This is a genomic window from Acidihalobacter sp. (assembly GCF_037381185.1).
Classification (GTDB): Bacteria; Pseudomonadota; Gammaproteobacteria; order DSM-5130; family Acidihalobacteraceae; genus Acidihalobacter_A.
Map to the genome: position 1 here is coordinate 1 of NZ_JARRQY010000080.1, position 12,277 is coordinate 12,277.

Consider the following 12,277-nt stretch of genomic DNA (forward strand, 5'->3'; position numbering starts at 1 on the left):
GCGTCCTCTACCGCCTGGCAGTAGGCCAGGGCGTGAGCCAGGCTGCCGACTCCGGAGACTCGCTCCGCCAGCACGACTGCCTGCGCAGCCGTACGGCCTTCGAAGCGCTTTTCCATCCCGCGGTGCTTCCAGAACAGGCGGGGGTGATAGTGCAGAATGCTTTCGCCGATGTAGAGGAACTGGAATTCGGCGGACTCGACGACGTCCGCGCGCACCGGGCCGAAGGGCAGATGCTGGATCGCGGGATTGTCCTGCTCGGGCATCCAGGCCGCGGCCTGGGCATAGTCCAGCGGCGCGTTCCCGGCTCCGGCCAGCAGGGGAGGCACAGCGGGGGTGACGCCTTCGTGCAGTACCAGAGGCTGTGGATGCGGATGGTGTTCGAACCGGATGCCGAACAGATCGCTCATTTCCCGCTCGTACCACGACAGCATGGGCAGGCTGTGCGCCAGCGAGGGCAGCGGGCCGGCAACCGGCACGCGCCACTCGGCGAACGGCCGTCCTGCGTCGTCGGACAGCAGATAGCGAGCCTCGAGGGCTTCGCCAGTCGGCACGGCGTAGGCCATCTGCATGCGCCGGTGCGGGCTGCCGTGGCCGTGTTCGCCGAAGACCTCTCGTACCCGTTCCGGCAGTTCAACGCCTTCGAGAAGGATGATTTCACGGGTGCTCATGGAATCACTCCCACGCTTATGCCGGCAGCGATGTGTTCGAACAACGCCCACAGACCGTTCGGTAACCAAAGGCCCAGCAACAGCAGCGGAACGATGCTCAGCCACATCGGAACGGTCTGCCAGGCACTGATCGTGCGGTGTGGCGGCACGGGCGGGGCCTCGCCGTAATACATGTTCCGGAAATGCGCCAGGAAACCGACGAAGATGACCACGAGCAGCAACCCCATCCATAGCGCGGCCCACCACTGGCCCCCGGAGAAGCCGGCACGCAGGATGGTGAACTCGCTTAGGAACAGTGCGAAAGGCGGCGCTCCGGTTATGGCGACGGCGCCTGCCAACCAGATCGAGCCGGTGGCCGGAAAGTAGTCTCCGACGCGGCGCATGGCCTGCATGTTCTTGCTGTCGTAGGCATGCATCATGTTGCCGGCGCCGAAGAACATCAGCGACTTGTTGAGGCTGTGGTTGAGCATGTGGAATAAGGCCCCGGCCACGCCCAGTGGGCCGCCGAAACCAAAACCCAGGGCGACGACGCCCATGTGCTCGACGCTGGAATAGGCCATCAAACGCTTGGCGCCGCTCTGACGGGTGATGAACAGCGCCGCGACCAGCAGGGAGAATGAACCCAGCACGATCATGAGCATCTGCGGCAGGAAGCCCAGGCCGGCGTGTTCGAGCACGCCGAGGTAGCGGACCACACCGATCATGGCGCAGTTGAGCAGAGCGCCGGACAACATCGCCGAGACGGGGGCGGGGCCCTCGCTGTGCGCGTCGGGGAGCCACGTGTGCATGGGGGCTAGGCCGACCTTGGTCCCGAAGCCGATCAACACCAAGAGAAATGACACGACGAGTAGCGGCGGGGCGACATGAGGAGCGACCTCGCGCAGGCTGGCCCAGGTCATCGCGTAGGCTGGTCCGAGCGTGAAGGTCCCTCCCCAGTAGAACAGCACGGTGCCGAGTAGCGCCAGCGCTAGCCCGGCGGAGACCAGCACGATGTACTTCCAGGCCGCTTCGATGCATTCGGGTTCACGCTGGAAACCGACTAGAAAGGCGCTGACGATAGTCGTCAGGTCGATGCAGATCCAGTACAGGCCGGGATTGTTCTGCACCGGCGCCAGCAGCATGGTCAGACCGAATGCCGCGAACAGCGCGTAGAAGTGGTGCAGCCGGCCGCGGGCCTGCGCCATGCCGCGCATGTAGCCTAGGGCGTAGATCGAGGCCAGCAGATAGACCGTTGCGGTGCACAGCGTCACCCAGGCGGCGAAGGCATCCAGCATGAGATAACCGCCGAACCAGACCAGCGTGCCGTGCACGCGCCAGGGCAGCGACACGGCGAGGGCGAATACCACCGTCGCGGCTACCAGGTTGAGGTACTCGGCCCAGCGCGGCCGGGCGATGAGCAAGGCCAGCAGGATCGCCGCGCCGGGCATTGCCAGGATGAGCCAGATGGAAAGAATCGGTGTCGGCATGCTTCACCCCACCAACCGTTGCAGGTCGTGCGAGCTGGTGCTGCCGACGTGTGTTTTCAGGTAGCGCGTAAGCAGGCCGAAAGTGCTGACGATTACCAGCAGATCGAACAGGATGACCAGCTCCAGCAACAGCGGCATGCCCGGGACCAGGATTTGGGAACCGAGGAAGATACCGTTCTCGATCAGCAACAGACCGAGGATGTGACTGACGGCCTCCGTGCGCAGCACCATCATCAGGAAGCCGATCAGTTTGAGTCCCAACATGGCGGTCAAGGCCAGAACCGCGATGTTGTCGGCCAGCCCCAGGCGCAGACCGAGATGCGCCGAGACCTCGTAGGCAAACACCACCAGCAGCACGCCCAGCACCAGGCTGCGCGCGGGGCTCAGACGGGCATGAATCTCGCGTTGCACGTCCAGTCCGCCGATGATGCGCAACAGCAGATAGGGCAGCAGCAGGCCGCGGAACAGGACGGTCAGCACAGCGATCGCATACAGTTCCGGATAGTGTCCGTAGGCGCCAACGGTGACCGACAGCGCGGCGATCACCCAGGATTCGGCGGCGAAGGCCCAAATGTGATTCTTCAGCCAGTGGGAGCCCAGCATGACGAAGGACAGCGTCAGCGCGACGATCACCAACAGGCTGAACCAGGCCGAGGCGAGCGGATCGAGGTGGAAAATCAGCATGACGCGTGCCTCACAATTGATCCGCGACAATGGCCAGCAACGCCAGCAGGAAGGACAGTGCCAGCGGTTCCTGATAACGGTAGAAACGCAGCCTCGACTGGACCGTGTCGATCCCGACCATGAGCAGCGCGACCAGTGCCCACTTGGCCAGCAGCGCCAGCAGGCTTCCGGCCACGCCAAGCGGCGTGCCGTGCACGGACAGGCCCCAGGGGATGGTCAGCACGTTGAGGAAGATGGTGTAGAGGATGGCCTGCTTCATCCACGAGGCCCATTTGAGCAGCGCCAGCAGGGGGCCGGAGTACTCCAGTATCCGGGCCTCGCCGATCATGTAGATCTCCCACTGGATGCTGGAGTGTATCGGCAGGCGCTCGGTTTCGACCGTCAGCAGGATGAAGAAGGCGGCCACCAGAAACAGGTGCGACGGCGCCCAGTACACCGCGGGCTGGGCCACCAGCAGATGGTTGACCACGAAGGGGAGCATGGCCTTGGCCAGCAGAGTGATGCCGATGAAGACCAGGATCAGGGTGGGCTCGGCAAGGATCGCTAGCATGGACTCGCGGCTGGAGCCCAGCCCGCCGTAGGGATGTCCGGTGTCCAGGCCGGCCAGCAGGATGGAGAAACCGGCCAGCGTGAGAATCAGGCCTCCGCCCAGGATATCGCCCATGTCCGATAAGGGCAGTGGATAGTTGGTCAGGACCGGGATCAGCAAAGGGACGATGAGCATCGCCGTGAAGGAAACGAAGGGCGCAGCCCAGAACAGCCATGTGGCGCTGTCGGGTATCACCAGCTCTTTGTGAAACAGTTTCCACAGGTCCCGGTACGGCTGGAAAAGGGAGGGACCGGTGCCGCGCTGAACGCGTTCCTCGGCGGTGACGACGAAGCCGTGGAGCAGCGGCGCAAGCAGAAGGACGGTCAGAACCTGGCCGATTTGTAGCACAGGAGGAGGTATGGTCGTCATGCAGCGGCCTTCCGATGAATTCGAGTACGGTATTCCACCCCGAGGCGGAACCTGTGTAGGAGTCATCAGCCGGAGGCCGGCGGTTCGTGGCGAACTCCATCGCCATTCGAAACGTGCTTCGTTTTTATGCAATGCGACTGGTTATGTCAACTTCTCCGCGCGGTTTCGTGAACACACGTTCGTAGATGTCACGTCCGAAGCTGGTCTTCAGGGGGGCGGCGGGCAGGATTCTGAAACTGCGTCCGCCGTCGTCCTGCCGCTCCGCCCGCAGGAACAGCACCTGCGGCAGTTCGCGGGCATGCATCGCGTGCGCGAATGAATACAAGTGCGTGACGAACACCACTCGGATGCGCTTTTGCAGCAGCGCATCGCACACTTGGGCGGCTATTTCCGAGCCTTCCTTCTCGTTGGTGGCGGCGAAGGATTCGTTCAGCAACAGCAGCGAATCCGGTACCAGCGAATCCGCGATCGCACTCATCCGAGCGAGTTCTTCGTCGAACTTGCCGCTGTCCATGCCCGCATCCTCCTCGCGCTTGTAGTGCGTGAACAAGGCGGGGCAGAGCGCCGAGCTGAAGGTCTGTGCAGGGGCGAACAGTCCCGCCTGCAGCATGAGCTGCGCAGTACCCAGCGCGCGCAAAAAGGTGGACTTGCCGCCTCGGTTGGCACCCGTGACGATCAGCAGAGTCTTGTCTTGTGCCTGCAGATCATTCGCCACTGCCGCCTTGCCGGTGTTGAGCGTGAGGCAGGGGTCGTACAGTCCGGTTGCCGCATAGCGGCCGCTCGATGGCGCTTCCGGCGCGGGACGACACAGATCACCGCCGCATTCGCGCAGGGTGTCGCGCAAATTGAGGGCGCCAACGTAGAAGGCCAGCTCCGTGCGCAGTTGCCGGAAAAATTCCAGTACGTGTTCACCGGCCTGCGCCACACTGTTCGCCAGCGTCTCGGTACCGCGATCGCGCAATTCCGACAGGGCGCTGTGTCCCTCCTGATCGCGGGCGTCGACCCGAAAGCCATACTCATCCGGGTGTTTGCCCGGCAGAAGCCTGTGCAACCAGTTTCCGCCAACGGGCGTTTCCTTGAGTGCGTAGGCCGCACCTTTGTTGCCGTCGCCCAGACGCGCCCCAATCAGCATTCCGTGCTTGAACTGGAGCGTTTCCAGCTGACTCTCGGCCGTGGCCAGATATTCGTCGCCCAGTTCCTGTTGCAGCATGCCGAAGAAACGGCTGAAACCCTCGGACTCGAAGCGCTGCGCGTTGTGCTCGGCGAACGTCCGCAGCAGCTTGAGCCGGTCAAGCAACATTTCCATCAGTTTCGTACCACGATAGAGCAGGCTCGCGGGCGAATGCCCGAAGGTCCAGAAACGCAGCGATTTGCGCTCCGTATCGAGCGTTTCCAGTACGTCGGCGTACAGTTCGCGGATCGCTTCCGGGTTGTCGAGGCAGTCGTCAAGAACGCGCTGACGGTAGCACACGGTCCCGACATCGTTGCCCGCGGCGGACAGAAGCAGCTGCTGCGCCACTTGCATGAGAAAGTCGTCGCCGTCGGCCATCGCTGCGCACAAGGTGTCGAGTTCGAGATCCTGGCGCACCGCAGCGGCATGCATGGGCAAGGGGACTTCGAGATCGAAATCGCGGTCGGCGTGGAGCAGATGGACCTTCATGACGGCAGCCGCTGCAGCAGCGCGCTGCGGGTGAGGCGGTGTTTCTCCGCCAGCGACAGCGCATAGGCCAGACCGTCCGCCGCACGGCGCTCGATCTTGTAGGTTCGCGCGGTCGGGTCGTCCGGCGCAGTCGAGCTGACCATGCTCACCACTTCTTTGCCGAAGTGGCTGAGTTCGTCCAGAAACGTCACCCAGACGCACCTCGCATTCAGTTCCAGCAGTCGTGTCAGGATCTGGCTACTCAGGTACAGCGCATCGTCGTAAGTAGTCGAATCGAATATCTCGTTGAATATCAGAATGCTGTCGCCACTGGCCGAAGCCAGGGTCTCATGCAGGCGAACGAGATCGTCCTCGAGTTTGCTTCGACGCGTTGCCAGTTGCTCCTGCCGCTCGAAATGCGTGTAGACGGCATCGCACAGGATCAGTCTTACGTCCTCGCCTGGGACGCAGCAGCCCAGACCGGCGAGGTGGTGAAGTTGCCCGAAGGTCCGCGCAAACGTGGTCTTACCACCCTGATTCGGGCCGGTTACGACGATGACCCTTTCGGCACCATCAAGACGGAACCCATTGAGGACCGGGAGGTGCTCGTCCGCCAGCAGTTTGTCGGCCAGAGCGATATCGAACGTCTGGGTGGCACGGATGGAACGGACGGCGCCGGCAAAGTCTGGATAGGAGAAACGTAAACCGACACGGCGCATGGGGGCTATGAATCCGAGCCAGGCGAGGTAGAACTGGACCTCGCGGTCGAAACGCGCCACGCCGTCCTCAATGAAGGGATAGCGGGCAAAAATCAGCGCACTTCCGTTGTCGGTGGAGGCCTCGGGGGGCGGTTCGGCCGCGGCATGCCGTCCACAGAACGTTTCGATGTCGGCAAACAGCTCGCCATGCAAGTGGGCGACGCCTTCGAGTATCTGCGCCTCCACGTGGTTCATCTGCGGCAAATTGGTGAAACTGAAGCCATGCTCTTCGGCGTCACCCTGCCTGAATCGCGCGAAGGTCTTTTCTATCCGCGGCGCGTAGTCGGGTTCACCGTCGGAACGCCTTACGCTGACCCGGTCACCATCGAGCAGGATACAGTAGCGCACCTCCCCAAGAGCATCGAGAAGACGTCGCACACCCTCGGACAATTCGGCGAACCGGTCGCTATTAACGTAGGCGGTCAGACCATCGCTGAATCCACGCAGCCCGTCGGAATTCAGCGTGTCGCGCGCGGCCAGATTCCGGTGGAGTTCGAGAACCGCTTCGCAGTACTGAGCCATCGCATCGAGCAGCGCGCGCTGGCGTTGCAAAAGGTAGTAGTGCCGCTCGGCCTGTACGAGCTTAACGCGCATCTCGCGCATGCGGTTCGCAAATCGCTCGATGATTTCGAACAGTGCAGCGTCCTCCAGCTCGCGCATAACCGCCTGACGGAAACGCACGACGTCGGCATTGCGCGGAATATGGTTGAAATACGCTTCGAGTGCGTATTCGCGTTTGCCACGCGTGACCGCGGCCACGACCTGATCGAGGTTGAGATCACGAAAATAGCCGGGCTCCGGCGCTGCGGAGTGTGGCATCGAGCCGGGATACAGAAGACTGGGGAAATTCATGTCCGCTTCGTCCCGCGGACACTCTGTTCCAAGATGCGGTATTCAGGCATATCGACTCTCCCGTCATCGGCCCTGCCGGAGCGGGGCGGTTGCGACAGGAGTCATCGGCCGGGTGGCGGTTCGCGGCGGACTCCACCGCCGTTCTTTATTCCTTGGGCAGCTGCCGGATCGATAAAGTTCCCTCGTCGGAGACCGATCGCAGAGTTGGAATCAACTGGTCAGCGGCAGGCGCCGCAGCTGCGGATCCTGCGTCGCGTGGTCCCACAGACGCTGGAATTCCGCCAGCAGAGCACGCGCCCAGCGTCGGTCGCGGGGACAGGTCTTGGCCTGAAAGGAGTTGGTTTGCGGCAGGTATAGAACTCCGGCGTCGTCGGCGACCATGTAACCGTGTGTTGCGTGTCGATGCTCCTGTGCGACGCGGCGTATCTCGATGTAACTGGGCAGTTGCTGGGCCAAGCGTACCAGGGCATGACCGTGCCGCACCAGGCGATCGTTTTCGCGAATCAGCAGCCGCACCCGTGCCCGGCGGCCACTGCGCGCGATCCGGGAGACGGCCTCGGAGAATTCGGCGCTATCGTAGAGAGCGGGTTCGAGTTCGTAGCTCAGGATCGCAAGTTCGCGCCCCGCATCGTTGGCCAGTTCCAGCGCTGTGCCCTGCAGCGCCGCGAGGCCTTCAATGCGGACGGGCTCTACCGTCGTGGGCTGGTCGGATCGGGGAATGTCGGACATGGCGGATATACGGCTCTCGCCGCTCCACAATAAGTGTGCTCTTTACATAACCGAAGCCGGCGTCCGGCGTCCAGCCCCTTGCGCCCTCCGCTAACGCCCCAGCATTCGACCAAATTCGCGGCCGCGATCGAACAGAAAGTGTTTGAGCGCAGCCAGGACGTGGAGAATGATCGCCACCAGCAGGACTTTGGCCATCACTTTGTGAGCGACTTCAAGGCTCTCGTGCAGCGGGGCGATTTTCCCGGTCGGGCTCGGGATGGAAAACCAGCCGAAGACGTCTATCGCGTGACCGCCGGTCCACACGCTTAGTGGGCCGCTGATAATGAGCACGCCCAATCCGGACAACAGCAGTATGTGCACAGCCAGCGCGAGGCGTTGCATGCCGGATGTCTGGGCAAACGCAGCCGGACTTCCGCTTGTCAGCCTCCACAGCAGGCGGAAGGCAAGGATGAAAAAGGCGAGGGCGCCGATGCCGATGTGCAGCTTCAGCCAGAATAATTTTTCGGCACCTCTTGGCATGTCCTCGAAATACAGGCCGATGGCAAGTAGCGTTATGACGACCGCTGCGCCAAGCCAGTGGTTGAACCGCGATATCAATCCGTATCGGTCTATTCCGTCCCGCCAAACGAAGCCTGCGGGTTCAGCGGACATCCCCTTTTTCCTACCGTCTGTCTGAATGGGCATGTTCCTTCCCCCCCTTTTTTTGGCACAGAAGCTATCAGTGCTCAAAAATAGACCGAGGGTGCGCAAAGTTCTGCCGGCGGCGAGTAAATTCATGCAAACTAGGTAGATTGCGGCCTGGGCAATCAGGCCGCCAGCGGCTCAACCGAGGCGGTTGTCCGCGATGTGATAGTGCGGGTCTTCGTATTCGTTGATCTCGACCATGTCCTTGGACTTCTCCAGCAGTTCCAGACAATCCGGGCTGAGGTGCCGCAGATGCAGGCGCTTGCCGAACTGCTGATAGCGGCCTGCCAGTGTATCGATCGCTTCGATGGCGGAATGGTCCAGCACCCGAGCGTGACGGAACTCGATCACCACGTCGTTGCTGTCGCCCTGCGGATCGAACAGCGTCTGGAATTCTGCGGTGGAGGCGAAGAACAAGGGCCCTTCAAGTTCATAGACCTTCCAGCCCCTACCGTCGACGTGGCTCTTGGCCTTGATGTGCTTGGCTTGCTGCCAAGCGAACACCAGAGCGGCTATGGTCACGCCGAGCAGCACGGCCACTGCCAGGTCGGTGAATACCGTCACCACGGTCACGGCCACGACGATGATGGCGTCGGAACGCGGAATCCTGCGCAGCGCCTGTAGGCTGCCCCATTCGAAGGTCTTTTCAGATACGAAGAACATCACGCCGATCAGCGCCGCAAGCGGGATGCGTTCGATGAGATCGGAACCGACCACGATGAAGCCGAGCAGGAATAAGGCCGTGGTGATGCCGGAAAGCCGGCGCAATGCGCCGTTGTTCACGTTGATCATGCTCTGGCCGATCATCGCACAGCCTCCCATGCCGCCGAAGAAGCCGGTTACGACGTTCGCCGCGCCCTGGGCCATGCATTCCCGGTTGGGCTTGCCTCGTGTGTTGGTCATCTCGTCGATCAGATTCAGCGTCAGCAGCGACTCCATCAGCCCGATCGCGGCCAGGATCAGGGAATAGGGGAAGATGATGCGCAAAGTCTCCCAGTTCAACGGCACGCCCGGTAGGTGGAAGGTCGGCAGGCCACCTCCGATCGAACCGAGATCGCCGACGGTGCGAGTATGAATACCCAGCACCTCGACCAGCACGGAGACCACCAGAATTCCAACAAGCGAGGCCGGCACTGCCTTGGTAAAGCGTGGCAGCACGTAAATAACCAGCAGGGTCAGGGCGATAAGCCCGAACATGGTAAGCAGAGCGGGAACCGGCAGCCAGTGCGAGACGCCGGTGGCGTCCGTCGTCTTGAAGTGACCGAACTGGGCCAGAAAGATCACGATGGCCAGCCCGTTGACGAAACCGAGCATCACCGGATGAGGTATCAGACGGATCAGCTTGCCGAGCTTGGCGACCGCGAACAGCATCTGCAGCACGCCCATCAGCACCACGGTCGCGAACAGGTATTCAACGCCGTGGGTCGCGACCAGCGCGACCATTACCACTGCCAGCGATCCGGTCGCGCCGGATATCATGCCAGGCCGTCCTCCGAAGGCCGAAGTGATGAGCGCCAAGATGAATGCGGCGTAGAGGCCGGTCAGCGGCGATACGTGGGCGACCAGCGAGAAGGCGACTGCCTCCGGCACCATTGCCAGCGCGACGGTCAGTCCGCCCAGGACATTGGTTCTGATCTCTTGCGGAGTGAACACGATTACTGATTCTCCATCGATTCCGTACGTGCGTCGGCGTGCTTCGCGCGCCACGGCGCGGGCCGTCGTATCGTTGTAGTGAGCCCGCCGGCGTTGGCCGGGAGCGGGATTGCGCGGCGTCCAGCTTAAACGCCCGATGTTTCATCCATGCTGTCCGCGGAACGCAGAGTACGAACAAAAAGACCAGCCGGGGCAAACCGGTTGGTCTGATGTGATGACGCGCAATGCTTGGAAATGAACCCGAACCAGCGACAGTGGAGCCGTTCGCGCTCTACAGCCGTTGCACAGTCAGGCCCGTAGCGGCGCCATCGGGGCGCGCATCATAACGCATATCGTAGTGGGTCGTCCCAGCGTAACGACATCTTCAGGTGCGATGCGATGAAACCTGAACCGGGTTCGATGGTCTAGCTAGTGTCCTGTTCCGCAAACAACTCGCATTTCCGAGGGGCATACGGTTCGTGATCCAGGCGGGTCGCGCAGACAACGGCCGTCGCCCTTGGCAAGCGGTGCAACGACGACCACGAGCCGCGTGGGGCCTCCCTGCGGGCGCCGCTCAGAGGCGCAGAAACATAAGTGATTTGCCGGACAGGACGCTTGATCATGAGTAAGGAATCCGATGAGTTTAGATCCAGACGCAAGTTCGTACTGGGCTTATTTGGTTTGGGCGGTACCGCGTTGGTGGCCCGAGACAGTTATCTGCAGGTCGCACGAGAACCCTTTCTGAGGGGGCAGGGCGACGCTCGGCATCTTCGCAGGATTCCCATCCTGGCTCATCGCGGCATGATCCTGGACCGGAATCGGCAACCTCTCGCCATTAGCACTCCGGTCAAGTCGATCTGGATCGACCCGAGCATGAATGCGTCTCCTGCCGAAGTCAGGGCTCTGGCCAAGTTGTTGAAGCTCGACCCAAACGCGTTGCAACGACGCTTCGAGGAAGCGCAGGGAATGCGTCTTCAGTTCATGTGGGTCAAGCGCCTGGTGCCGCCTTACGTCGCCCGCAATGCGCTCGATATGAAAGTCCTCGGCGTCGCGCTCAGAACCGAGTACAAGCGCTATTACCCGATGGGCGAGGTCGGTTCGCATGTACTGGGTTTCACGAATATCAGCGGACAGGGCCAGGATGGTCTGGAACTGGAATTCAACTCATGGATGGCCGGCGCCAACGGCAGCAGACAGGCCATCATCGACGCCTATGGGCAGGTCGTGCAGGACGTCCAGACGACCAAACCCGTTCAACCGGGGCGCAATCTGAACACGACGATCGACCAGAGGATTCAGTACCTGGCCTACGTCGCCCTTGAGGAAATGGTGCGCCGCCACAGTGCCAGCAGCGGCTCAGTGGTAGTCATGGATCCGCGAAACGGCGAAATCGTGGCCATGGTCGACCAGCCCGCCTTCAATCCCAACACCCGTACGGATTTCCACAGCAAGTTTTATCGCAACCGGGCGGCGACCGATGCATTCGAGCCAGGCTCGACGATGAAACCCTTCACGCTGTCCGCGGCGCTGATGAGCGGAAAATACACGCCGGATACCGAGATCGACACGAGTCCCGGCTGGTATATGCTCGACGGCCACATGATCAAGGACGATCTTGATTTCGGTACCATCGACCTGACCCAGATACTGCAGTTTTCAAGCAATGTGGCGGCAAGCCAGATCGCCATCACGCTGCCTCCGAGGCTGATGTGGAGCGTATTCGAACGGGCCGGTTTCGGCCAGATCACCCATAGCGGTTTTCCAGGTGAGGCATCGGGCGTGCTGCACAATTATCTCAACTGGAAACAGATCAATCAGGCCACGATCGCCTACGGCTACGACATCTCGGTAACCACGCTGCAACTTGCGGAAGCCTATTGCGCGCTTGCCAACGGCGGCGTGCGCCACCCGGCCACGTTCATACACCGTCGCGCCCCTGATCCGGGCATCCGCGTCATGCCGACCAAGGTGGCGGACACTATTCGCTACATGCTGCGCTCGGTGATCGCTCCCCAGGGAACCGCCTATTCGGCGCGTATTCCCGGGTATACCGTTGCCGGCAAGACCGGTACGGCCTATCGCGTAACCCCACATGGTTTCTCGAAGAAGGACTACAACGCCGTGTTCGTCGGCATGGTGCCGGCTTCCAATCCGCGTCTGGTCGCCGCGGTGGTCGTGCGTTCGCCCCAGGGGCAGCATTTCGGCGG

Annotated in this window: 10 protein-coding genes and 2 riboswitches; of the genes, 1 reads left to right on the forward strand and 9 read right to left on the reverse strand. The window is 61.9% G+C overall.

What is annotated here, in order from left to right; all coding sequences use genetic code 11:
- The 9 genes from P8014_RS19090 to P8014_RS19130 form a co-directional block, all read right to left on the reverse strand.
- On the reverse strand, positions 1-668 hold a 668-nt coding region (locus P8014_RS19090; RefSeq protein ID WP_337818917.1), incomplete at its 3' end, for an NADH-quinone oxidoreductase subunit C.
- Positions 665-2,134 carry a proton-conducting transporter membrane subunit gene (locus P8014_RS19095; RefSeq protein WP_337818918.1) on the reverse strand — a complete coding sequence of 490 codons (1,470 nt, stop codon included), beginning with the start codon at positions 2,132-2,134 and terminating at the stop codon, positions 665-667. The genes P8014_RS19090 and P8014_RS19095, both read right to left, overlap by 4 nt.
- 3 nt (positions 2,135-2,137) lie before the next feature.
- Positions 2,138-2,818 (reverse strand): hydrogenase, encoded by a 681-nt coding sequence (locus P8014_RS19100; RefSeq protein ID WP_337818919.1) that lies wholly within the window; start codon positions 2,816-2,818, stop codon positions 2,138-2,140.
- A gap of 10 nt (positions 2,819-2,828) precedes the next feature.
- Positions 2,829-3,776 carry an NADH-quinone oxidoreductase subunit H gene (locus tag P8014_RS19105; protein ID WP_337818920.1) on the reverse strand — a complete coding sequence of 316 codons (948 nt, stop codon included), beginning with the start codon at positions 3,774-3,776 and terminating at the stop codon, positions 2,829-2,831.
- A 49-nt stretch (positions 3,777-3,825) separates the two neighbouring features.
- Positions 3,826-3,889, reverse strand: a riboswitch (Fluoride riboswitch).
- An 11-nt stretch (positions 3,890-3,900) separates the two neighbouring features.
- The gene (locus P8014_RS19110) at positions 3,901-5,436 is read right to left on the reverse strand and encodes a hypothetical protein (RefSeq protein WP_337818921.1); all 1,536 of its coding nucleotides are present in this window, start codon (positions 5,434-5,436) and stop codon (positions 3,901-3,903) included.
- Positions 5,433-7,025 (reverse strand): hypothetical protein, encoded by a 1,593-nt coding sequence (locus tag P8014_RS19115; RefSeq protein ID WP_337818922.1) that lies wholly within the window; start codon positions 7,023-7,025, stop codon positions 5,433-5,435. Before P8014_RS19115 ends, P8014_RS19110 begins: the two co-directional genes overlap by 4 nt.
- Before the next feature lie 88 nt (positions 7,026-7,113).
- A riboswitch (Fluoride riboswitch) is annotated at positions 7,114-7,174 on the reverse strand.
- A 61-nt stretch (positions 7,175-7,235) separates the two neighbouring features.
- Positions 7,236-7,754: a hypothetical protein gene (locus tag P8014_RS19120; protein WP_337818923.1), complete on the reverse strand. Its 519-nt coding sequence runs from the start codon at positions 7,752-7,754 to the stop codon at positions 7,236-7,238.
- Positions 7,755-7,844: 90 nt separating this feature from the next.
- Positions 7,845-8,405 (reverse strand): cytochrome b/b6 domain-containing protein, encoded by a 561-nt coding sequence (locus P8014_RS19125; protein WP_337818924.1) that lies wholly within the window; start codon positions 8,403-8,405, stop codon positions 7,845-7,847.
- Between the two features lie 171 nt (positions 8,406-8,576).
- Positions 8,577-10,091, reverse strand: a complete 1,515-nt coding sequence (locus P8014_RS19130; protein WP_337818925.1) for a SulP family inorganic anion transporter — start codon at positions 10,089-10,091, stop codon at positions 8,577-8,579.
- Positions 10,092-10,691: 600 nt separating this feature from the next.
- Here P8014_RS19130 and P8014_RS19135 point away from each other — a divergent pair.
- The coding region (locus P8014_RS19135; protein WP_337818926.1) for a penicillin-binding protein 2 at positions 10,692-12,277 on the forward strand (1,586 nt) is incomplete at its 3' end.

Excerpts from the sequence above, each read along its gene's own strand:
- P8014_RS19115 (WP_337818922.1), bottom strand. The coding sequence starts at position 7,025 with ATGAATTTCCCCAGTCTTCTGTATCCCGGCTCGATGCCACACTCCGCA.
- P8014_RS19095 (WP_337818918.1), bottom strand. The coding sequence starts at position 2,134 with ATGCCGACACCGATTCTTTCCATCTGGCTCATCCTGGCAATGCCCGGC.
- P8014_RS19110 (WP_337818921.1), bottom strand. The coding sequence starts at position 5,436 with ATGAAGGTCCATCTGCTCCACGCCGACCGCGATTTCGATCTCGAAGTC.
- P8014_RS19105 (WP_337818920.1), bottom strand. The coding sequence starts at position 3,776 with ATGACGACCATACCTCCTCCTGTGCTACAAATCGGCCAGGTTCTGACC.
- P8014_RS19100 (WP_337818919.1), bottom strand. The coding sequence starts at position 2,818 with ATGCTGATTTTCCACCTCGATCCGCTCGCCTCGGCCTGGTTCAGCCTG.
- P8014_RS19120 (WP_337818923.1), bottom strand. The coding sequence starts at position 7,754 with ATGTCCGACATTCCCCGATCCGACCAGCCCACGACGGTAGAGCCCGTC.
- P8014_RS19125 (WP_337818924.1), bottom strand. The coding sequence starts at position 8,405 with ATGTCCGCTGAACCCGCAGGCTTCGTTTGGCGGGACGGAATAGACCGA.